The organism is Rhizobium sp. NLR10b, assembly GCF_019685435.1.
In the GTDB taxonomy this organism is placed as follows: domain Bacteria; phylum Pseudomonadota; class Alphaproteobacteria; order Rhizobiales; family Rhizobiaceae; genus Rhizobium.
The window spans coordinates 1-22,190 of sequence record NZ_JABDWV010000013.1 but is presented as its reverse complement, the minus strand read 5'-3'; the positions used below and the strand labels follow the sequence as shown (position 1 = coordinate 22,190).

Sequence of the window (22,190 nt, the reverse complement as noted above, 5' to 3'; positions counted from 1 at the left end):
CGCTTATTGTCCTTTGAGAACGCCGAGGCGTTCGCCGGAGTAGACGTTCTCGCGCAGCGGCCTCCACCACCATTCGTTTTCCAAGTACCAGTGCACCGTCTTCTCGATGCCGGTTTCGAAAGTCTCTTGCGCCTTCCAGCCGAGTTCGCTTTCGAGCTTCGAGGCATCGATCGCATAGCGTGCGTCGTGTCCGGGCCTGTCCGTGACGTTGGCGATCAGATGTGCATGAGGTGCTTTGTCAGCGTAGACGCTGTCGAGGATCGCGCAAATGCGATGAACGACATCGATGTTCCGGCGCTCATTGCGGCCGCCGACATTGTATTTTTCCCCGGGGCGTCCTCTGGATGCGATCGTGAAAAGCGCGCGGGCGTGGTCTTCGACATAGAGCCAGTCGCGAACATTCGCGCCATTGCCGTAAACCGGAAGAGGCTTGCTCTCTAATGCGTTCAGGATCATCAGCGGAACGAGCTTTTCCGGGAAATGGAACGGGCCGTAGTTGTTGGAGCAATTGGAGACGACGACGGGCAGGCCATAGGTGCGGTGCCAGGCGACCGCCAGGTGGTCGCTCGCGGCCTTGGAGGCGGAGTAGGGCGAGGACGGATCGTAAGGCGTCGTCTCCGCGAAGAGGCCCTCGTCGCCGAGCGAGCCGTAGACCTCGTCCGTCGAGACATGCAGAAAGCGGAAGGCGCTCTTGCTGCGCGCGTCCAGCCCGTCCCAATAGTGCCGCGCGGCATCCAGCAGGCTGAATGTGCCGACGATATTGGTCTGAATGAAATCGGCAGCGCCCGAGATCGAGCGGTCGACATGGCTCTCTGCGGCGAGATGCATGACGATATCAGGGCGGAAGGACGCGAATGCTTCCTGCATCCTGGCGTGGTCGCAGATATCGGCGCGCAGGAATTGATAGTTCGGCGCCGATTCGACGGATTTCAGCGATGCCATATTGCCGGCATAAGTCAGTGCGTCGACATTCAGCACCTCGGCGCCGATCTCGCTGACAAGATGGCGCACCAATGCCGATCCGATGAAGCCCGCTCCGCCCGTGACCAGTATGCGCATCGACGATCAATCCTTGGGTTGCTGTGTTGAATAAGAAAAATGGCTTGGCAGATCGGCGAGCCGCGGCAGCGTCTTGTCTTTGTCGGACGACACTATCTCTCTCTCATCGAACGGCCAGCGAATGCCGATCATCGGATCGTTCCACGCGATGCCCCGATCATGCTGCGGGCTGTAGGGTGCAGTTACCTTGTAGCTGATAACGCTGTTCGGCTCGATCGTTACAAATCCGTGCGCGAAACCGGCCGGTATCCAGAGCTGCTTGCCAGTTTCCGGCGAGAGTTCCTGAGAGAGCCATCTGCCGAAGCTCGGCGATCCCTCGCGGATATCGACGACGACATCCATGATCCGACCGGCAAGGCAGCGCACCAGTTTGCCCTGGGCAAAGGGCGGGATCTGGAAATGCAGCCCCCGGACGGTTCCAGCCTGCGCCGAAAGCGACTCATTGTCCTGGATGAACGTGACGTTGGCCACATTTTCCCGGAACCAGGCATCCTTGAATACCTCGGAGAAGTAGCCGCGGTGATCGCCGAAGCGTGGCGGCGTGATTGCAACAATGCCCTCGATGGCTGCGGTCTCAATGCGCATGACTTACCTTTTCTGCGGCCTTCATGACGCTCATCAGCATGTCCGCCTGCGAGCGGCTCCGCATGGCCGCAAGGCCAGTCGCGGCAGTGGCATCGCGCTCGTCTGCGTCTGCGATCAGCTTGTAGCAGCGGTCGATCATGTCGTCATAGCGCTCAATTGCCAAGCCGCCGATAAAGGGCTGGAGGTCTGGATCGCGGCTATCACCTTCCGTCAGCACGCAAACGCGATTGGCGAGCAGATAGGAAATACGCACGATCTCGAAAACGCCACTCGCATAATGATGGATGTTTATGACGATCTTGGCGCGGGCAATCGCCGCATCGCGTTCCGCACCATAGATGTTAAAGAGATGCGCGACCTTTAGCCCGCTGTCGTTCAACGTCTTCAGGATATGGTGGCGCCGTTCGTTCATCGAGCCGTAGAAGAGGACGTCGATATCCTTGACGGGGTTGTGCTGGATTTGGCTCAGGCAACCGCTGTAACCGATTTCGAGGACACCGGCGTGATCGATGCCCTTGGCGGCAAGGTTTTCGCGGTTGCGCGGGCTGTAGTCGAGCACCGGCATCGCCCTCAGGATCGACATATAGCGCGAATTGATCCAGCTGCTTTCCTCGGACACCTGCTCGAGGTTGATGATGACGCTGTCCTTCGGCAGATGGCCGGCGATTTCGGCGGGGAGAAGATTGCCGCCGTAGATGATCGGCGCACGGCCTGCGAACGCGTTCATGTCGCGGACGATCGGTGCCGAGCCGCCGAGTTCCTCGAAGGCGCCTTGCAGGCCGAGCGCGACTTCGTCAAAGGCGTGGCTGTGATTGTAGTTTTCGGGCGTCACGATCCAGATGCAGTGACGGTCCTTGTGCGCCTGCCATCCGCCGGCAAAGGGCTGCAGCGGGTTGCGGAGCGGCTGCTCGATTTTCGGCGCGGCTGATATAGCGGGCCTTTCCATCCGTATCGGCTGCTGCGGCGTCGGGGTGGCGCCTGATGCCTGCGGAGCATAGGCGCGCATCAATTCGCGGCCGCCGATAAACTGGCCGCGCGGCATCCAGGCGGGCGGATCATCAGCCATCCAGATCAGATGCGGCTGCTTGATGAGCGGCTGGCGGCCTTCCTGCCACGAGGTCAGGAGCGCCTCGTCAAGGCTCTTCAGAAAGGCTTCCTTGGCGGCGAAGAGCCCATGCAGCAGACGGCCGAGGCGGATACCAAATTTCCATTCGAAATCGGCAAGGGCCGGCACGAAGGCGGCGATTTTCAATCCGGAGGCGGCAGCCTGCTGGACATAAAGCCCGAGCAGGCGCTCGATCACGAAGGGGCGCATCTTCGCATTGGCATCGCGCGAATAGTGAGCCGTGCCGGCATAGGCAGTACCCGCCGGCGTGCCGGCACGCGCTTGGTGTTCCAGCGATTCGAGAATGCGTTCGCAAAAGGCGAAATACCCGGACCAGAATTTCCGGTTGCCGCAGAAATAGTTGCAGAACGCGAAGGCAGTCTTGTCCTGAGGCGGCGCGATCGGATAGCCGAGGTTCTGGATATGCAGGAAGATCGGGTCCATGCCGGGATGACCGCCAAGCAGCGAATGTTCCCAAACGTTGCTGTAGATCGCCGCGTGGCCGATCAGCGGATTGTAAAGATAGGCGTCCGCACCTTCTGCCCTGGCCTTTTCCGCCTCCGTGACAAAGGACGGGAAGCTCGTCACCGACTTCATCTCGAATTTGCTGGAGAGCAGCCCCCAGAATACGTCGTCGCCGAGGCCGATCGCCTCGTGATGCTGATACAGGGTGCGGAAGAGTTCATATTCGCGGGTCGTGGCCTGCGTATTGAACGAGATATCGAGCGGCATGGCCGCTGCGTCGATCTGGCTGCGTTGCGAAGGGTCGAGATAAGGTTGATAGATAATGACAGATCCCGTCCCGGCAGCTTTCTCCGTGAGAAGCGCCAGATCAGGAAGACCGGCCGGCAAAGAAGAAATGGGCTGATTGATCGTCAAGGTATCGTCCTTCGCGAATAGCTGCCGTCTTCGTGATTCACGATACGGCATTCGTATGGGGGTCGACTATTGGACGTGAAGCTTGCGCCACACTGTTGACAGGAATTTCGCTGGTCAGCTTCGCAACAGGTTAAGCCCTGATGTTCGTACCAGGCCCATTTCCGAGATAGGGCCCAACCCTGGACGGCGTCATGAAAAACGAAAAGATCTACGTAACGAAGCCCAGCCTGCCGCCGCTTGAAGAATTCATTCCTTCGCTTGAAGCGATCTGGAGCAATCGCATCCTGACCAATGGCGGGCCGTTCCATGAGCAACTTGAGCAGGAGCTCTGCAATCATCTCGGCGTGAAGCACATCAGCCTCTTTTCAAACGCTACCGTTGCGCTGCTGACGGCGCTTCAGGCGCTCCGCGTCACGGGCGAAGTCATCACCACGCCTTATTCCTTCGTGGCCACTTCGCATTCGCTTCTCTGGAACGGCTTAAAGCCCGTCTTCGTCGACATCGACCCGGTGACCCTCAATCTCGATCCAGCGAAGATCGAGGCGGCGATCACACAGCAGACGACGGCGATCATGCCGGTGCATTGCTACGGCCACCCTTGCGACGTCGATGCGATCCAGAAGATCGCCGATCTCTACAATCTCAAGATCATCTATGATGCCGCCCATGCCTTCGGCGTGGAAGACGAACGGGGAAGCGTTCTCAATCACGGCGACCTCTCCATCCTGAGCTTCCATGCGACGAAGGTTTTCAACACATTCGAAGGCGGAGCCATCATCTGCCCGGACATCAAGACGAAGACCCGCATCGACCAGCTGAAGAACTTCGGTTACGTCGATGAAGTGACTGTGGTGGCGCCGGGCACGAACGGCAAGATGAGCGAGTTCAACGCTGCGCTCGGCCTGTTGCAGCTGAAATACATCAAGTTTGCACTCGAAAGGCGGGAGCTCATCGACGGTGCATACCGCGAGCGGCTCCGCGGCGTTGCGGGCATTGAATGCCTGAACCGTTCCGGCGAGACCGTCTCCAACTTCTCTTATTTCCCGATCCTCGTCCGCGCTGGCTATCCCATTTCACGCGACGGGCTCTACGAGTTACTGAAGGAAAACGGCATTCATCCGCGCCGCTATTTCTATCCGCTGATTTCAAGCTTCTCGATGTATCGCAGCCTGCCTTCCGCCCAGCCGTCGAACCTGCCGGTCGCAAGCGAAGCAGCACTACAGGTGCTCTGCCTTCCTATCTATCCGGACATGGAGATGGAGATCGTCGACAAGGTCTGCGGGCTGATCCAGTCGGTTTAAAACACGATCTTCCGGATGTCATGTCGCACCGCAGATAGAAACGATCTGCTATGCGGTATCCCTCGCCAATAGGCCAGGCGGCCTCCCTTGTCAGCAGGATTTGGAACGCGGGGCCTGCCAAACAAGAAATTGCGAAACCGCGCATGCAGCCGGCAACTCACAAGAAAACGGCGTGACCATCGATCACGCCGTTTTCTTCATCCTGTAGACGACAGATTAGAGTGCCAGTTGCGGAGCCTGGATTTCGAGCCGCTCTGTCACAGGGCGCCGTACGCCCCGCGGCTCAATTTCGATCCAGCGCTTTTCCAGCCGCGAGCATTCGATCGCTTCCAGCAGCCGCAGTCCTTCTTCCGCCTCATCGAGCCCGAGCACATAGGGATGGGGCAAGCGTGCGCTATTGGTCTTGCGCTGCAGGAGGGCGTCCGCAAGATCGGCATAATAATTCGCGAAGGCTTCGATGAAGCCCGAAGGATGACCCGCCTTGAACCGCTCATAGCGGCTAGCGTTGGCGATCATGATATCCGGGCTGGCGCGATCGAGGATCTGCTTGCGGCCGTTGCGGTCGTAGAAATGGGCAACTTCGGGGGTTTCCTGAAGCCATTCGATTGATGCCTTGGAGCCATAGAGCCGCACACGCAGGCCGTTGCGTTGCCCGAGGGCTGTCTTGCCGTACCACATGCTGCAATGCAGGCCGCCGGCGCATCGCACGAGCGCCTGCACATTGTCGAGCACCTGCGGGAAGTTGCCGAAACTCTGGCTGGTCGCGCAGACTTCTTCCGGCTCTCGCTGGGTAAGAAAATGAAGCAACGAGTGCACATGAACGCCGAGATCGAGCGAAACCGTCGGCACGGGACCGTCGCGCAAGCGCCAATCTTGTGGCGTCATCGGTGTCCCGTCGCGGCGGAAACGGAGGAAGCTCTCCTGCGGCATCTCAATATGGATCTGCTGCAATTCGCCGAAAACACCATGCTCGACCATGCCACGGATTTCGCGGAGCATGGGGTATCCCGTGTAATTGTAGGTTACGGCCAAAAAGGTCCCATTACTGCGCGCATTGTCGATCGTGCGCGTCTCGGCGCTCGAACCGGCAAGGGCCTTTTCCGAGATCACCGGAATACCCGCCTCGAGTGCGCCGACAACCTGCTTCATATGCTGCTGCGTCGGCGTAAGCACGACGAGAGCATCGATGTTGCCGGCTTCTTTCGATAGCAAAGTATCGAAGTCGCCATGGCAGCGCTCCGGTGAAATGCGGTACTGTTCCGCCGTCTCGCGATTGATCTCCTCATGGCGGCTGAAGCAGCCAGCGACAAGATCGAATTTCTGATCAAGCTCGATTGCATCCCGATGAGCGCGGCCTACAGCAGAATTGACGGCGCCGCCCAGAAACGCGAGGCGCAGCTTTTCCGGTACTCCTTGGCTTGATCGGCTCATGCGAAGTCTCCTTGCATCGTTTGGAGCGAAATGAAGGTCTTGAAATCCGGCACCACCTTCAGCATCTCGTCTCGCGTCTCGAAGCGGGCGTAGAGGATGGCCAGCTTGTCGAACGGTGCCGAATTCATCGGCTTGCCGGTGGTCTTGAGTTGCGCGATGCGGACATCGGATGATGGAATGGAATGTGAGAAGGAAAACGGCGTCGAGGGCGTGTCAGAGGTGATGGTGTGGCGCCCAAAAAACAGCGGCGGTTTGAAGCGCGGATTGACCGAAAATTCCTCGCCCAGCAGCAGCGTTATGACGAGGTCGGCATAATCGATGCCGAGAGACTGATCGACAAGTGAGCCGTAAAGATCACCCGGGCAGCGTCGCATGCATTCGACGATCCAGACATCGTCGCCATTTGACAGGAACTGCGTATGGATGAGGCCGTCCTGCAGTCCGAGCAGCTTGACGACACGCGCCATAATGGCACGCGTCTTCGAACGAACAGTTTCGGAGAGCCGCGACGGATGATTCGATGAATCGACCTGGTATGGGTAGATTGTGCAATATTCGTCGACGAAGACGTCGAAGACGATTTCCTGATCCTTGATGAAGGCGGAATGGCTGTGCAGGCTGCCTTCGACGAATTCCTCTATCACGATCTCCGCCGCGCGCGAGTTGCGCCGGGCGTCGGCGACGGCGTCGGTAAGTTCTGTCCTGTCGAAAACCTTCGTGACGCCACGACCGCTGAAACTGTCGCTTGGCTTCACAAGCAGCGGATAGCGCAGTGCGCCGGTCTCGACCGGCGAGTCGCCATGCAGGCGCACCGAACGTGGGGCAGGGATATCGTACTGCTCGGTGAAGCTGCGGAACGCCTGCTTCGTGTGAATGATGGTCGCGGTTTCCATGGAATCGAAGCGCGGGAATCCGAGCTTTTCGGCGACGAAGGTGGTCGACATATAGGCAACGTCGTTGCCGGTCGGCACGATGAAATCGAAATCGCCGTTCTCGACGAGGGAGAGCAACACGGTCGGATCGCTGTAGTCGATGAAATGCGACTGATCCGCATGCGCGTGGCAGGGCTCATCCGGCCGGTTTCCGCACACGGAAATATGCAGGCCGCGCCTCTTCAGGGCAAATAGAAGGGGAACTGCGCTGAAGTTGCTGCCGACCAGCAATGCTCTCTTGGTCATTCTCAAATCCCTCCCACATCCCCTGACGAGTTAGGGGCGTTGCGCATCAAACCGCTGGAGCTGCAGATTAACAGCTCTCTTCCATCCGCTTGCGGTGTTCAAAGACTCGAAAACGGACGCGGTGATCAAAATCATAAGCTGCGGGCGTTTCCCGAGGCTTGCTGATCGAGGCGGTTGACTTCCAATCGCTTCGATCAGAGTTTCAGCGCTACAGGATGACTTTCTGCAGAATCCGCTGGGGGCTTATGCCTAGGGCCTCAATCTGATCATAGATTTCCGGCGCGCTTTGCACGGCGCCGATCATGATCGGCAGGTCATCCGACAGGGCGGAATGAGGGGCGCGCACTTCGATGCCGCCGAGCCTCTGGCCGATCATTTCGGGGCGCGGATCTATGAAATAGGCGATCTTGCTCGTTTTGAAGAACTGCGACTTGCGGCGAATGATCTGAGCTTGTCCGCCAATCCCCCAAACCACAACGCCCTTAGGATGGACCGGCTCGAATGCCGTCTCCAGCACCGAAGGTTCCAACTTGGATTTCAGCAATTCCAGAGTATCCGGCGTAACCGTCAAGATCCGCTGCCAGACGAGATCGTCAAGGAAAATGAGACGCGCGCCGCGAACTCTCAGCAGATGGTGAAGTTCTACGATCGACACTAACTGCTCATCGGTCACGCGATCCGTTTTGAAATCGCAGCTGATTTGGAAGTTGCAATCGGTCAAGCCATTCTCGACGATCAGGTCGGCATATTGCCGGAGTTCGTCCGAGGAGCTGTTTTCCGGCAAGAGAATATATTTTATGACGACGTTGCGCGAAGAGCAGGCAGCATAGCGGCGGAGGTTTTCGAATACTCGCTCGAAATGTTTGTACTTGCGAATCTCATTGAAATTCTTGCTATTTCCGGCGTCGATGCTGGTAACGATATGGGCCTGATCCTTCCGGAGAAGGTCTGCAAGGGGCTCCGAATACATTGTCGCGTTGGTGATGACGCGCTGCTTAACATTGGAAATGCCCTCAGCCAGTTTGCTGAGCAGCTCGTCGAAGCGCGGCTCGACCGTCGGTTCGCCGCCGCCCCAGACGATATATTCCATGTTCTCGAGGGCCTTGGCATCCTTTAACGTGTCAATAAATGCGCCCGCATCATAAGCAGGCTTCTTGCCGCCAAAATACGTCTCGCTGCAATAGGTGCAGCGCATGTTGCAAAGCGAGTGATGCTCGAAGGAAAGATACTTGACGCCCTGATTGAGCGGCCGCCCCCAATCCTCGAATTTCAAGAAGGGACAACCGCGGCATTCATCTGAGTTGTCTCGGTTGATCTCGAGGAACAGGGCATCCTTTGCCTGCTTGATATCGCCGTAGGTGAACTCGAAGTCCTTGCCGTTACCGCCAAAAAGAACCACATCGCCTTTCAGCTCGCCTTCATAGGTGAAGCGCTTGCAGCAGGTGCGCACCTCGCCGGGTCCGAGCAGAATGGAATGATGAAGGTCGTAGCAGCTCCAGAGCTTCGGCGCGATTTCCGCGAAGACTTTCAGCATATCTTCGGTCGTATCGCCTTTTTCCATGCCGTTCATGAAGGCATCGAAGGTGATCCGGTATTTGGTGCGGAAGCCGGATGGCGGAACCGGCAGGGGATAGACGATCTCGGCAAGCTTCATTAAGCGCACGACACGGTCGTGAAGCGTGGAGAGGATCTTGCCGGCATCCTCGAGCTTGACCACCTTGCCGGGCAGCAGCCTGAGCAGGCGAGACGCGGTCACGTTGATGATGCCCGTCAGGAAAGGATTTTTCAGGTCAGGCCACATAGGCGTGTCCGCCACGAGCGCATGCATGGCGTCGAGCGCATCGAAGAAGCCGTCGACGTGACGGGTGCTGAGAGAATTGACGATTGAGCCCTGTGTATCGAGCTTGCGGTAGATCTGCCGGTCGAGACTCTTGACCGAACGCGCGCGCATCAGCGCGTGAAACATGTAATCGACGTCCTCGTGAAGGCCGCCCCGGAACATGATGTTGTTGTCGAGGAGGAAACGGCGGCGGAACAGATGGAAGATGACTGATCGATCAACACGATCCTGAAGATAATCCGCCAGCCTGTCGGCGCCCTCGACTCGGGCGAGATCCTCGCGGATGCTGGCTTTCAGGCTATTGCCGGTTTCTGCGTCATGAAGGCTGGAGTTGAACGCGAGGATATCCGTGAGGTCTTCGACGGATGCTTGAAGCATCTCCAGAAAGTTGTTCTCGACGACGTCGTCGGCATCGACAAAGCAAATCCATTCGCCTTTTGCTCTGAGTACCCCTGCATTCCTGGCGATACCGGGTCCGCCGTTGCCGTCGAGGCGCAGGACACTAACGTTATTATGCCCACGAGCTATCTCTTCGGCTTTAGCGATCGTGTCGTCCGCCGAGCAATCGTCGACGACAATAATTTCAAATGCCGTCTGCCCCTGCTGACTTAATAGGCTCTGCAGGCATCGCCCAATGACGTTTGATGCGTTGAAGGCGGGGACGACGACGGAAAAAGACGCCTGCACGATCTGCTCGCGTCCGCCGATACCCGCCATTGTAGCATCCATCAACTGCATCATTTGAAATCCTCTGCCTGCATGATCGCTCCATGTCGACCATCAATTAAATCGTGAGAATTGTGCGAAACCTGCGGGTACCGCGAAGCTCGCCGGAATCGAGCGGCCCCAAACCGCTACGCGCTCCATCGCCCGGTATCATCAAGCAGTGTGCTCAGGCGAGCGATCCTCGCCTCAAGTTCCGGAAAGGCGGCGCGCCAATACTGGTAGACATTGATCAGATTGTGATAGGAGACCGGCAAATCCTGCGGGCTGAGGAAGCCGTTGGCGTGCGCATAATTCAGAATGTCTTCGTAAAAGATGATGGCGTAGATGAAGATCGGGTTCGTGGTATGGTTTGATTTGGAATTGGAATGTTGCCGGAAATAGGAAAGCGGGTGCGGATGGGCGACGAATGCGCCTTCCTTGGCGAGCTCCATCCAGCCTGAGAGATCAAGAAGGCCGCGGAAGATACCGTTTTCCGGTCTGAAAAGCCGGAACTCGCCGTTCTCATCGAAGCAGTCCGCCTTGCGCATCATCACGGTCGAATATTCGCCGATAAGGTTGAGGTGATGCATGGCTGTCAAGCGGATGAAATCCCGGCCTTCGATGACCTTTAAACCCTGGGCAACCTGGAAATGGTTGATCAGGTTGATGAAATTGTTCCTCTCGTCGATCACATGCCGCGGTGAAAAGGCAAGTTTCGTCCCTCTGCCGCGCGTTGCCTCCAGCGCTTCAAGAAGAAACTGCACGCAGAAAGGGCTAAGCACGTCGTCATCGAACAGAAATTTGATGTATTCGCCCTCGGCGAGACCGGCGAGCCTCATGATATTGGTGTATTCGCCGGGATGGGGATTGCGGCTATAAGTAATGAGGCTGGAATACCGTGAACAGATTGCCTCGATGGCGTCCGTCGGGCAATCGTCCGAGACGATGATCTCGACATCCGTATAGCTTTGCGCGATTGCACTCTTCAGGGTGAGTTCAAAGAAATCAGGCTTGTAGGCCGGTATACAGATCGACACGCGCGGCAAATGTTTCTCCCCTTGAAACGCTTTTCTCCAGCCTCAGCCGGCGAAAGCGGTGATCGCCTCGCCGGAGGACCGAAGCAGACGGCTTGCCATCACCATAGAACTCGGGCGTTACGCGAGGCTTGCGCGGAAGGACAGGCAAAATCGGCAAAAGACGCCGCGGATCTCGCCAGATAGATAAATGATTGCTGGGAGAAAGGTGGCTCGCCCTCGGGCATTCGCAACTCCGCGTTCCACGAGCATTGGGCCTGCGCGGTGGACTCTCTGCGTTGCGTTCCCCGCTTGGCTGAATTCCCTAACGCGAAAACTGAATGATCTCGCCGTTGTACTGCGTGCGCGTGGTCTCGCGGAAACCGAGCTTGGCCGCGACCCGCAGCGAGGCGTAGTTCTCGGGACTGATGATGCAGCTCATCGGCTGTCCCGGAAAATGCGCCTCCGCCCAGCCGATCAGAGCCGTCAGCGCCTCTGTGGCATAACCGCGGCCGTGGGCTGCGGGCAACAGCGCCCAGCCGATCTCCATCGTTCCCTCGATCGACGGTTCCATATCGCGCCGGGCTTCGAGGAAACCAGCTTCGCCGATGAACCTGCCGCTTTCCTTTTCCACGATGGCCAGAAAGCCGAAACCCATATGGTGCCACATGCCGGCGATGCGCAGCATGCGGCTCCAGCTCTGCTCGCGTGTCGACGGCGCGCCGGTAATGAAGCGAACGACGGTTTCATCCGCCCACAGCGCCGCATGCGCCTCGAAATCGTCGAGGCGGTGAGGGCGAAGCGTCAGCCGCTCCGTTTCTAGGGTGGGGATGTCGATCACGATAGGTCCTTGGGGTATCGCGTTCAGGCGCCGGGCTCGCCGTCCCAATAGTCGAGATCGCCTTCAGTCTTTCCGATATGGCGGAAGCGCCCGGTTTCTGTCGCCTCCCTGTTGGTCTTGGCAAGGAACTTTCCGGAATCGGGATATTCGACGATTTCGGTTTTCGCCATCGTCGAAATGCCGAGATAGACGAGCGTGGTTGTGCCGGTATTGATAAGCTGATGCGCCGTTTCCGGCCCGCCCGCGGGTGCGCCGAGTACGTCGCCCGCCCGGACCGGATGGCGCTCGCTGCCGAAGCGGTATTCGCCGGCGCCTGCGATCACGTAGAACAACTCGTCCTCGACGTGGTGATTGTGGAAAGGGCAGCTCGATTTGCCGGATGGCACCTCATTGTAGCTGATGCCGAGGCCCGCAAGGCCGAGCAGCGCGCCGAACGAGACGTCGGCGCCTTCGTAGAACTCGCCCTGTTTCCAGTGGTCGAGCTTGAGATCAGCGATATTGATGATCGCTTTCGATTCCGCCGCCATGATGTCCTCCTGTTGCAGGAAGAGAAGCTATCATCTTGCCGGAAAATTCAATGGCAATCGCGCGCTGACCCGGGAAAATCCTCGGCATGGGCGGAGAGGAGAACGCCGCCCATGCTTCGAGCTTGCAACAGGTTGTGATCTCAGCGGACGTAGAAAGTCACGCTTCCGTCCGCCGCCTGTTCGGCGTTGACGATGTTGCGTACATCGACGCCCTCATTGTTCAGACGGTGTGCAAGCGATCTGTTGGCATGGATCGAGGCCTGGATTCCGTGTATCGCCTGGCCGGAACGTTCCGGGGCCGAGCGCGGACCTGTCGTCTCGTCGTCGAGATTGTGCCAGTTTCGGACCTGCTCGACATTGAAGTCATTGCCCCGGAAGGTCCTGAGCGTCTGCTCGATGCCCTGGGCGGAGTTCATTCTGAAGCTCTCGGCCCGACTGACGCCGGCAAAAGCGAGTGAGGAGAGGGCTGCGGCGATGGTTATTGTGACAACGCGGTTCATGATTTAATCCTTTCATCTGCTTTGACGGTCGGCTGTCGTGCAGGGGATCGTCTGCGTCACGAGATGGAATTGGCGTTGTCACTTTCGCGATTCAATGGGATAAGTACCTGAAAAAGAATTAAAAATTCTTCATGAAAACCGCCTTCGAATTGCCGTTTTCCACGCCCCCGGAAAAGCGGATTTCGAAGGCTTGGCAGGCTCGGCAGGGACGGTGCGGCTATCCCGCTGTCGATATTTCCTCTTTCGCTTTTGCAGCACTGGCCGAAAGTGCTTGCCATTCTGATGAAGGCATGTTTTGACCGCGGGCTGTCGAGTGGAAAAATTCCCGCCAACCGAAGGTAAACAATGTCGAGAGAGACCGCTCCCCATATTTTGATCGTCGAGGCCCGCTTCTATGACGACATGGCCGACGCGCTGCTCGAAGGCGCGACCTTTGCGCTCGAACAAGCCGGCGCCACCTATGAGGTTGTCACCGTTCCCGGCGCGTTGGAAATTCCGGCAGCGATTGCCATGGCGCTCGATGGGGACGACAATGGCGGCACGCATTATGACGGCTATGTCGCTCTCGGCATGGTCATTCGCGGCGAGACCTATCATTTCGATATCGTATCGAACGAATCCTCGCGCGCGCTGATGGATCTCGCGGTCAGCGAATCCCTTGCCATCGGCAACGGCATCCTGACCGTCGAAAATGACGAACAAGCTTGGGCGCGCGCCCGCCGTTCGGACAAGGACAAGGGCGGGTTTGCCGCCCGCGCGGCTCTGACGATGATCGCGCTGAAGCAGAAACTGGGTGCATAACGAATGAACGACGACAAGACGGAACGGCCGGTCAAGACTGCGAACCAGCGGGGCGCTGCCCGCCTGGCGGCCGTTCAGGCGCTTTATCAGATGGATGTCGGCGGCACCGGCGTTCTGGAAATCGTCGCCGAATACGAGGCGCACCGCCTCGGTCAGGAACTCGACGGCGCCACCTATCTGAAGGCCGATGCCGCCTGGTTCCGCTCCATCGTCTCCGGCGTCGTGCGTGATCAGGTTCGTCTCGACCCCCTGATTGCCGCGGCATTGCAGGATGATTGGGCGCTGTCGCGCCTCGATAGCACGGTGCGGGCCATCCTGCGTGCCGGCGTTTTCGAACTCCTCGATCGCAAGGACGTCCCGGTGGCGGTCATCGTCACCGAATATGTCGAGATCGCTCGAGCCTTTTTCGATGACGACGAGCCGAAGCTCGTCAATGCCGTGCTCGACCGCATCGCCAAGCAGGTCCGCGGCGAGGCGAAGAAGTAACTCTTTAGCCGCCGAACAATCTCCCTACGTCTTTCTTCGTACCGCAATGGTTTTCGGCCTTTGCGGGCTTGACGCCACGTGATCGACCACGCAATCTCCGCACCGCTTAGCTGTGCATTTCTGTGGAGAGGAAGGCGAGTCGGCGGCGTATCTGCCGGAGAAGGAGTGAGCTCCGGCCTATGGGAGGAAAGAGCGAAATGACCATTCTTTTATGCGTAATCGCATCCGGTCTGCTCTCGGTGGTCTATGCCGCCTGGGCAACCCGGTCGGTGCTTGCCGCCGATCAGGGCAACAGCCGGATGCAGGAGATCGCGGGCTACATCCGCGAGGGCGCCCAAGCCTACCTGACGCGTCAATATAGAACCATTGCGCTTGTCGGCGTCGTTGTTTTCATCGCAGCCTGGCTGCTTCTCTCCGCCACTGCCGCCGTCGGTTTCCTGATCGGCGCCGTTCTGTCAGGTGCTGCCGGTTTCATCGGCATGCACGTCTCCGTCCGCGCCAACGTGCGCACCGCCCAGGCGGCGTCCGCCAGCCTTTCCGCCGGTCTCGACATCGCCTTCAAGTCGGGCGCCATCACCGGCATGCTGGTGGCGGGCCTCGCGCTGCTCGGCGTCTCCATCTACTATACGATATTGACAGTCGGGCTCGGACACGAGAGCGGCTCGCGCGAAGTCATCGACGCGCTGGTGGCGCTCGGCTTCGGCGCCTCGCTGATCTCGATCTTCGCCCGTCTCGGGGGCGGCATCTTCACCAAGGGCGCCGATGTCGGCGGCGACCTCGTCGGCAAGGTGGAGGCCGGTATCCCCGAAGATGATCCGCGCAACCCGGCGACGATTGCCGATAACGTCGGCGACAATGTCGGCGACTGCGCCGGCATGGCGGCCGACCTGTTCGAGACCTATGCCGTCTCCGTCGTCGCCACCATGGTTCTCGCCGCGATCTTCTTTGCCGGCGCGCCGATCCTTCAATCAGCAATGGTCTATCCGCTGGCGATCTGCGCTGCCTGTATCATCACCTCGATCATCGGCACGTTCTTCGTCAAGCTCGGCTCGAACGGCTCGATCATGGGTGCGCTGTACAAGGGCCTCATCGTCACCGGCCTGCTGTCGATTGTCGGTCTTGGCGCCGCCACCTCGCTGACCGTCGGCTGGGGCTCGCTTGGCACGGTCGCCGGCGCCGACGTCACCGGTACCAACCTCTTCGTCTGCGGTCTCGTCGGCCTCGTCGTCACCGCGCTGATCGTCGTCATTACCGAATACTATACCGGCACCGGCAAACGCCCCGTCGTTTCGATCGCCCAGTCTTCGGTGACCGGTCACGGCACCAACGTCATCCAGGGCCTGGCAGTCTCGCTCGAATCGACCGCTCTGCCGGCCATAGTCATCGTCGGCGGTATTCTGGCCACCTATCAGCTTGGCGGCCTTTTCGGCACCGGTATCGCCGTCACCGCCATGCTCGGCCTCGCCGGTATGATCGTCGCCCTCGATGCCTTCGGTCCGGTCACCGACAATGCCGGCGGCATCGCCGAAATGTCCCATCTGCCGCCGGAAGTGCGCAAGTCGACCGACGCGCTCGACGCCGTCGGCAACACCACCAAAGCGGTCACCAAGGGCTACGCGATCGGTTCGGCCGGTCTCGGCGCACTGGTGCTTTTTGCCGCCTACGCCAACGACCTGCGGTATTTCGCGGCTCATGGCGACCAATATCCCTATTTCGCCAATATCGGCGAAATCTCGTTCGAGCTGTCGAACCCTTACGTCGTCGCCGGCCTGCTTTTCGGCGGCCTGATTCCCTATCTGTTCGGCGGCATCGCCATGACAGCCGTCGGCCGCGCCGCCGGCTCGATCGTCGAGGAGGTTCGCCGGCAGTTCAAGATGAAGCCCGGCATCATGCAAGGCACGGAAAAGCCGGATTACGGCAAGGCCGTCGACTTGCTGACCAAGGCCGCCATCCGCGAGATGATCGTGCCTTCGCTGCTGCCGGTGCTCGCCCCCGTCGTCGTATATTTCGGTGTGCTTCTTATCTCCGGCTCGAAGGCCTCGGCCTTTGCCGCCCTCGGCGCATCGCTGCTCGGCGTCATCATCAACGGTCTCTTCGTCGCCATCTCGATGACCTCGGGCGGCGGCGCCTGGGACAATGCCAAGAAGAGCTTCGAGGACGGATTCGTCGACAAGGACGGCGTGCGTCACATGAAGGGCTCGGATGCACACAAGGCCTCCGTCACCGGCGATACCGTCGGCGATCCCTACAAGGATACAGCCGGCCCCGCCGTCAACCCGGCAATCAAGATCACCAATATCGTCGCGCTGCTGTTGCTGGCCGTTCTCGCCGGTTGATGGTCCAAGCACCGCGGTGCGCCGCGGATGCTACCCCGAACATATAAAAACCCGCCGGAGCGATCCGGCGGGTTTTTGTTGGAAATCTGTCCGATCAGCGCAGGCTGCTCGGATTTTGCGGCGTGCCGCCGGCGCCGCCGCCGAACAGGCTGCGGGCAGCACTTGCTGCGCTGCCGCCGGAGAGCATCTGCTGCAGGAAGGTGAGTTCCTTGCCGCCGGTCGGCGTGACGCGCGAGACCGTATCGAAGACCTTGCCGTCCTGCAGTGTGTAGTTGGCGCGGCGGGTGACGACGCCGTCCTTGTCGAAATAGATGGCCAGAACGGTCTGGTCGACGACCTTCAGCTTCTGGAAGGCGACGGCGCGCGTGCGCCGCTGTGAAATATAATAGAAGACCTCGCCGTCGAAGGTCGCCGTCGTCGATGGCGTGCCGAGCGAGAGCAGGACCTGTTCGCGGCTGGAACCTTCCGGAACGAGATTGAGCGACTGCTGATCGACGACATAGCCGCCGTTGAGCACGGTGCCGGTCTGGCAGCCTGAAAGAGCTGATGTGGAGGCGATTATGAAGGCAATGGCCGCGCTGCTGAAGAATTTCATGTCAGACTTGAAATACCGTTTCTTCAACGACATCTACTCCCTTGGGTGTCGATAGCAGCCATTTTGTGCCTTGCACGCTTTCCTCCTGCAAAACCATTGTGGCCATTCCGGGTCGAGTTTCCCGAATTCGCTTCGCTGGCGGCTCGAAGGCGTCGTCCCGAAGCAGGCCACGAACGGCATTGCAATTCGCGCCTGCTTCGGTAAACCAGCTTTCGAAATCATGCAACAAGGCCGGACGCTAGCCGGCGTGAAGAATGAGGCATTTCCGGAAAAAACAATGATCCTCGGGCTCTTCCGCAAGAAAAACAACAATCAGGCGATCGTCGACAGGCAATATGCGACGCTGACCGCAGCCGCGCGCATGCCCGATCTCTACGAGCGGCTCGATGTACCGGATACGGTCATGGGCCGCTTCGAAATGCTGTCGATCGTGATGATTCTGTTTTTTCGCCGCACGCGCGCCTCGGCCGTCAGCGGCCAGGAGATTGCTCAGGAGATCGTCGATGCCTTCTTTCAGGACATCGACTATTCGATCCGCGAGCTCGGCATCGGCGACAACAGCGTGCCGAAACGCATGAAGAAGCTCGCGGGCATGTTCTATGGCCGGCTCGAAACCTATTCGAAGGCGATGGACGCCGGCGACGCCGAGGCGCTGGCGCTTGCATTGATGCGCAATATCCACCCGGAAACCGAGACACCGGCGGATATGTCCGGCCTGGCCAGCTGGATGATGGCCGCAGAATCCCATCTGTCCGCCGTTCCGGAGGAGCTGATCGCCAGCGGTTCGGCAACGCTGCCGCCGGTCGCCTGAAGGAGGAAACGATGAAGAACGATCGGGACGATGTTCCCTTCTCCTATCGCGTCAAGGTCGGCCACATCTCGGCCAATCCCGTCGAGGTTCATATCGAGGCCGATGCCAGCGAGTTGAAGGCGCTTGCCGAGGCCTGGAGCGTTGTCTCCGTCGACGATCTCAGCGCCGATCTGCAGATCGCCCGCTGGAAACGCGACGGCGTGCGTGTCAAGGGCCGCGTACAGGCGAAGATCGTCCAGTCCTGCGTCGTGACGCTGGAACCGGTCGAAGCCGTGATCGACGAAAGTTTCGAGCAGATCTTCGTGCCCGAGGGTTCCAAGCTTGCCCGCCAGCCCGGCAACGACGCCGGCGAGATGCTGCTCGATCCCGACGGTCCCGACCTGCCCGAGGCCTTTGTCGGCGACACGATCGATGCCGGCGAGGTGGTTGCCGAATTCGCCGCGCTCGCCATTGATCCCTATCCCCGCAAGGAGGGTGTCGAGTTCAAGGGCCATATCGAGGATAGCGGCGAGAACGATAAAAAGCCCTCCGCTTTCGCGGTCCTCAAGGACTGGAAAAAGGACTGAAGCACCTCTGGCATTTGACATAATTCAGTTGTATGCGACGCCAAAACCGGTATTTTGGCCGAAATTTCGCCCCTCGGCGAAAAGAAGGATCAGGGACGCGTGATCAGAATATCTCTCGACCTCATGGGTGGCGACTTTGGTCCCCAGGTTGTCATCCCCGGCGCCGCCAAGGCGCTGGACCGGCATCCGGATATTTCCTTCGTTTTCTACGGTCTTAAGGAACAGTGCGATTCCGTTCTCGCCAAGTTCCCGAAACTCAAGGAAAAATCAGTCTTTCACGACTGTGAGCTTGCTGTCAGCATGGAAGAGAAGCCGAGCCAGGCGCTGCGCCGCGGCCGCTATGTCTCGACCATGTGGCGCTCGATCGAGGCGGTGAAGACGGGCGATGCCGATGTCGCCGTTTCGGCCGGCAATACCGGCGCACTGATGGCGATGGCGAAATTCTGTCTTCGCACGATGGCCAATATCGAGCGCCCGGCGATCGCGGCGATCTGGCCGACGCTGAAGGGCGAGAGCATCGTGCTCGATGTCGGTGCGACGATCGGCGCCGATGCACAGCAACTGATGGATTTTGCCCTGATGGGCGGCGCCATGGCGCGCGCGCTTTTCGAGATCGAACGCCCGACGATCGGTCTTCTGAACGTTGGTGTCGAAGAGGTGAAAGGCCAGGAAGAGGTCAAGGAGGCCGGCCGGCTGTTGCGGGAGGCGAATATCGATTCGCTCGAATATTCCGGCTTCGTCGAGGGTAACGACCTCGGCAAGGGCACGGTCGACGTCGTGGTCACCGAAGGCTTCTCTGGCAATATCGCGCTGAAGACGGCCGAAGGCACCGCAAAGCAGATCGCCGAATATCTGCGTGCCGCCATGTCGCGCACACTGCTCGCCCGTATCGGCTATCTCTTCGCCAAGAGCGCCTTCGATATGCTTCGTGAGAAGCTCGACCCAAGCAAGGTCAATGGCGGCGTGTTTCTCGGCCTGAACGGCATCGTCATCAAGAGCCACGGCGGGGCGAATGCCGAAGGCATCGCCGCTGCCATCGAGGTCGGCTACGACATGGCTAAGAACGGCCTCAATCAGAAAATAGAAAACGATCTTAAGAAATATCATGCCAAGCGGCTGCCTCCCATTGGCCCGGAAGCGGCATGAGCTATGGGGTTCAATCGAATATGATCCGTTCAGTGGTTCGCGGGTTCGGAGCCGCACTTCCGAAACGCGTGATGACCAACAGTGATATGGAGGCTATCGTCGATACGTCGGACGAATGGATCGTCCAGCGCACCGGCATCCGCCAGCGTTACGTGGCCGGCGACGACGAGACGACGGCCTCGCTTGGCGAAGCCGCCGCGCGTGCGGCGCTTGCCAATGGCGGCCTGACGCCTGCCGATATCGATCTTATCATCTGCGCCACCTCGACGCCGGACAACACCTTTCCGGCCACCTCGGTCAACATCCAGAACCGTCTCGGCATGAGCCACGGCTTTGCCTTCGACGTCCAGGCCGTCTGCACCGGCTTCGTCTATGCGGTCACGACCGCCGACGCCTATATCCGCGGCGGCCTTGCAAAGCGCGTTCTCGTCATCGGTGCCGAGACTTTTTCGCGCATTCTCGACTGGAACGATCGCACCACCTGCGTGCTTTTCGGCGATGGCGCCGGCGCGATCGTGCTCGAGGCGGCAGAAGGTGAGGGCACGTCTGCCGATCGCGGCGTGCTGACCGCGCATCTGCGCTCCGACGGTTCGCACAAGGACAAGCTTTATGTCGATGGTGGACCGTCGACGACGGGCAGCGTCGGCAAGCTGCGTATGGAAGGCCGCGAAGTCTTCAAATATGCCGTCGGCATGATCACCGATGTCATTCAGGCCGCTTTCGATTCGACCGGGACAACGGCCGAAGACCTCGACTGGCTGGTGCCGCACCAGGCCAATCGACGCATCATCGACGGTTCGGCGAAGAAGCTGAACATCGATGCGGACAAGGTCGTCGTCACCGTCGACCTGCACGGCAATACCTCGGCCGCCTCGATCCCGCTCGCGCTTGCGACCGCCGCCGGCGACGGCCGGATCAAAAAGGGCGACCTCGTGATGCTCGAAGCGATGGGCGGCGGCTTCACCTGGGGCGCTGTTCTGCTGCGCTGGTAAGCACGAATCCTAAAAAACTGGCGGCGAACAAGAGCTTGACCGTGAGGCGCAAGACAAATACTCTTCGTTCGCTTTCAAAAAATATTTTGTAATGGGCGGGGAAACCATGACCGGAAAAACAGTGACGCGAGCAGACCTGGCGGAATCCGTTTTCCGCAAGGTTGGTCTTTCCCGGACCGAATCCGCTGAACTTGTGGAAACCGTCATCGACGAAATCTGCAATGCCATTGTGCGTGGCGAAACCGTCAAGCTTTCCTCCTTCGCCACCTTCCAGGTTCGCGATAAGAACGAGCGGATCGGCCGCAATCCGAAGACCGGCGAGGAGGTTCCGATCTCTCCGCGCCGGGTGATGACTTTCAAGGCTTCGAACGTGCTGAAGACGCGCATCCTCAAGGCGCATGTCGCCCGCAAGATCAAGCTGAAGCCGCAGAATCCGGCTCCCTGAGATCAGCCTTCCTCCTCTTGGAGCGGTGTTTTTTTCTCGCACTGGTCGATCCCCTGTGCGCAACGTCGAGACATGACTTGAATTGTCGACGCCAAACCTTTGAAATATGGTGAGTCGCTGTTGGATCGAGCCTGCGAGGTTGCGTAGCATATGACGTTGGACAAGAGCCCCGATGCCTTTCGCACCATCAGCGAAGTCGCAGACGATCTTGATCTGCCGCAGCATGTGCTGCGCTTTTGGGAGACACGGTTTCCCCAGATAAAGCCGATGAAACGAGGTGGCGGCCGTCGCTACTACCGGCCGGAGGACGTCGACCTCCTCAAGGGCATCCGGCATTTGCTCTATGATCACGGCTATACGATCAAGGGCGTGCAGAAGCTTCTGAAGACCAACGGCAACAAGTTCGTCATCTCGGTCGGCCACGGTGATCTCGCCAGCGTCGAGGCGCTTGCCTCGGGTGCGCAGGAGATGGGCGCCGGGGAACCGCGTGTCGGCATGGCGGAGGAGGATCAGATTGTCGGCCGCGCCAAGCCGCCGATCACCCGCCGGTTCTTCAATTTCGTCGCCGGCGACGACGAGCAGCCGGAGGTCTCGATCGGCAAATCGAGCGTCGGCAAGGAAGACAGGGCGCTGCTTCAGGAGGCGCTCTACGACCTCCTGGAATGCAAACGTCTGCTCGATCAGGTCCGCTGATTATGGAGAGCCTTTCCGGGTTAGATTGAAGCATTCTGTTGGCTCAAACGGAGTCGGATGGTCGACCGGCCGGCGCGTGTCGTAGCCCAGCACTACGGCCAAGCCGGCCGGTCGATCAGCCGGCCCGTTTCAGCCAACCCTCCCGCAGATTTGCCTGGCAAATCTGCAAGACCTTGGAATCGCCGGACGCACTTGTCGCTTCGCCCACGGCGAAGCGGTGCGGCCGGTGGGCCGGGCATGTTTCCGCCAGGATCAAAGGCGATTGGCTCGGACGTACCTGGGGTATGCCCGTCACCAATCGCCTTCGCCCTGACGAAAACCTGCTCCGGCAGAATGCTTCAATCTAACCCGGAAA

General features: G+C 59.3%; 22 protein-coding genes. 11 read left to right on the top strand and 11 right to left on the bottom strand.

What is annotated here, in order from left to right; genetic code table 11:
• Window positions 1-3: 3 nt before the first annotated feature.
• Genes rfbB through HJB91_RS21010 form a run of 3 tightly spaced genes read right to left on the bottom strand, consistent with a single transcriptional unit; the run spans window position 4 to window position 3,628 of the window.
• Window positions 4-1,059, bottom strand: coding sequence for a dTDP-glucose 4,6-dehydratase (gene rfbB / locus HJB91_RS21020; RefSeq protein WP_221155844.1), 1,056 nt, complete (start codon window positions 1,057-1,059; stop codon window positions 4-6).
• A 6-nt stretch (window positions 1,060-1,065) separates the two neighbouring features.
• Window positions 1,066-1,644 (bottom strand): dTDP-4-dehydrorhamnose 3,5-epimerase, encoded by a 579-nt coding sequence (gene rfbC / locus HJB91_RS21015; RefSeq protein WP_210628362.1) that lies wholly within the window; start codon window positions 1,642-1,644, stop codon window positions 1,066-1,068.
• Window positions 1,634-3,628, bottom strand: a complete 1,995-nt coding sequence (locus tag HJB91_RS21010) for a glycosyltransferase family 1 protein (protein WP_221155843.1) — start codon at window positions 3,626-3,628, stop codon at window positions 1,634-1,636. The genes rfbC and HJB91_RS21010 overlap by 11 nt, the downstream gene beginning before the upstream one ends.
• 191 nt (window positions 3,629-3,819) lie before the next feature.
• Between HJB91_RS21010 and HJB91_RS21005 the strand changes: the two genes are divergently transcribed.
• Window positions 3,820-4,929, top strand: a complete 1,110-nt coding sequence (locus HJB91_RS21005; protein ID WP_210628360.1) for a DegT/DnrJ/EryC1/StrS aminotransferase family protein — start codon at window positions 3,820-3,822, stop codon at window positions 4,927-4,929.
• Window positions 4,930-5,145: 216 nt separating this feature from the next.
• Here HJB91_RS21005 and HJB91_RS21000 read toward each other — a convergent pair whose 3' ends face one another.
• The 7 genes from HJB91_RS21000 to HJB91_RS20970 form a co-directional block, all read right to left on the bottom strand.
• On the bottom strand, window positions 5,146-6,360 hold the full coding sequence (locus tag HJB91_RS21000; RefSeq protein ID WP_221155842.1) for a Gfo/Idh/MocA family protein: 1,215 nt from the start codon (window positions 6,358-6,360) through the stop codon (window positions 5,146-5,148).
• Window positions 6,357-7,538 (bottom strand): acetyl-CoA carboxylase biotin carboxylase subunit family protein, encoded by a 1,182-nt coding sequence (locus HJB91_RS20995; protein ID WP_221155841.1) that lies wholly within the window; start codon window positions 7,536-7,538, stop codon window positions 6,357-6,359. Before HJB91_RS20995 ends, HJB91_RS21000 begins: the two co-directional genes overlap by 4 nt.
• Window positions 7,539-7,746: 208 nt before the next feature.
• Window positions 7,747-10,119: a glycosyltransferase gene (locus HJB91_RS20990; protein WP_221155840.1), complete on the bottom strand. Its 2,373-nt coding sequence runs from the start codon at window positions 10,117-10,119 to the stop codon at window positions 7,747-7,749.
• A 113-nt stretch (window positions 10,120-10,232) separates the two neighbouring features.
• Complete coding sequence (locus tag HJB91_RS20985; protein ID WP_221155839.1) at window positions 10,233-11,129, bottom strand: glycosyltransferase; 897 nt, start codon at window positions 11,127-11,129, stop codon at window positions 10,233-10,235.
• A 292-nt stretch (window positions 11,130-11,421) separates the two neighbouring features.
• Entirely contained in the window at window positions 11,422-11,937 is a 516-nt protein-coding gene (locus HJB91_RS20980; RefSeq protein WP_210628355.1) for a GNAT family N-acetyltransferase, read from the bottom strand.
• A 23-nt stretch (window positions 11,938-11,960) separates the two neighbouring features.
• Entirely contained in the window at window positions 11,961-12,464 is a 504-nt protein-coding gene (locus HJB91_RS20975) for a cupin domain-containing protein (RefSeq protein WP_210628354.1), read from the bottom strand.
• A 140-nt stretch (window positions 12,465-12,604) separates the two neighbouring features.
• Window positions 12,605-12,964, bottom strand: a complete 360-nt coding sequence (locus tag HJB91_RS20970; RefSeq protein ID WP_210628353.1) for a hypothetical protein — start codon at window positions 12,962-12,964, stop codon at window positions 12,605-12,607.
• A gap of 131 nt (window positions 12,965-13,095) precedes the next feature.
• Here HJB91_RS20970 and HJB91_RS20965 point away from each other — a divergent pair, with 131 nt between their 5' ends.
• The 4 genes from HJB91_RS20965 (at window position 13,096) to HJB91_RS20950 (ending at window position 16,587) form a co-directional block, all read left to right on the top strand.
• Entirely contained in the window at window positions 13,096-13,263 is a 168-nt protein-coding gene (locus tag HJB91_RS20965; RefSeq protein WP_210628352.1) for a hypothetical protein, read from the top strand.
• 46 nt (window positions 13,264-13,309) lie between these two features.
• Entirely contained in the window at window positions 13,310-13,765 is a 456-nt protein-coding gene (locus tag HJB91_RS20960) for a 6,7-dimethyl-8-ribityllumazine synthase (protein ID WP_011424856.1), read from the top strand.
• A gap of 3 nt (window positions 13,766-13,768) precedes the next feature.
• Window positions 13,769-14,251 carry a transcription antitermination factor NusB gene (gene nusB / locus HJB91_RS20955; protein ID WP_064706868.1) on the top strand — a complete coding sequence of 161 codons (483 nt, stop codon included), beginning with the start codon at window positions 13,769-13,771 and terminating at the stop codon, window positions 14,249-14,251.
• A 197-nt stretch (window positions 14,252-14,448) separates the two neighbouring features.
• Complete coding sequence (locus HJB91_RS20950) at window positions 14,449-16,587, top strand: sodium-translocating pyrophosphatase (RefSeq protein WP_210628351.1); 2,139 nt, start codon at window positions 14,449-14,451, stop codon at window positions 16,585-16,587.
• Window positions 16,588-16,681: 94 nt separating this feature from the next.
• On the opposite strand, the gene HJB91_RS20945 is transcribed toward HJB91_RS20950, so the two are convergent.
• Entirely contained in the window at window positions 16,682-17,215 is a 534-nt protein-coding gene (locus HJB91_RS20945) for an outer membrane protein assembly factor BamE (protein ID WP_210628350.1), read from the bottom strand.
• A 187-nt stretch (window positions 17,216-17,402) separates the two neighbouring features.
• On the opposite strand from HJB91_RS20945, the gene HJB91_RS20940 reads away from it, so the two are divergent.
• From HJB91_RS20940 to HJB91_RS20915, 6 genes are all read left to right on the top strand, one after another.
• Complete coding sequence (locus HJB91_RS20940; protein WP_210628349.1) at window positions 17,403-17,993, top strand: ubiquinol-cytochrome C chaperone family protein; 591 nt, start codon at window positions 17,403-17,405, stop codon at window positions 17,991-17,993.
• A gap of 11 nt (window positions 17,994-18,004) precedes the next feature.
• Window positions 18,005-18,559, top strand: a complete 555-nt coding sequence (locus HJB91_RS20935; protein WP_210628348.1) for a DUF177 domain-containing protein — start codon at window positions 18,005-18,007, stop codon at window positions 18,557-18,559.
• A 99-nt stretch (window positions 18,560-18,658) separates the two neighbouring features.
• A complete protein-coding gene (gene plsX, locus HJB91_RS20930) occupies window positions 18,659-19,705 on the top strand; it encodes a phosphate acyltransferase PlsX (RefSeq protein ID WP_210628347.1) in 1,047 nt (348 codons plus the stop codon).
• 20 nt (window positions 19,706-19,725) lie between these two features.
• Window positions 19,726-20,697, top strand: a complete 972-nt coding sequence (locus HJB91_RS20925) for a beta-ketoacyl-ACP synthase III (RefSeq protein WP_210631655.1) — start codon at window positions 19,726-19,728, stop codon at window positions 20,695-20,697.
• 106 nt (window positions 20,698-20,803) lie between these two features.
• A complete protein-coding gene (locus tag HJB91_RS20920; RefSeq protein ID WP_047616420.1) occupies window positions 20,804-21,142 on the top strand; it encodes an integration host factor subunit alpha in 339 nt (112 codons plus the stop codon).
• A 150-nt stretch (window positions 21,143-21,292) separates the two neighbouring features.
• Window positions 21,293-21,835 carry a MerR family transcriptional regulator gene (locus HJB91_RS20915; RefSeq protein ID WP_207608344.1) on the top strand — a complete coding sequence of 181 codons (543 nt, stop codon included), beginning with the start codon at window positions 21,293-21,295 and terminating at the stop codon, window positions 21,833-21,835.
• Window positions 21,836-22,190 lie beyond the last annotated feature (355 nt).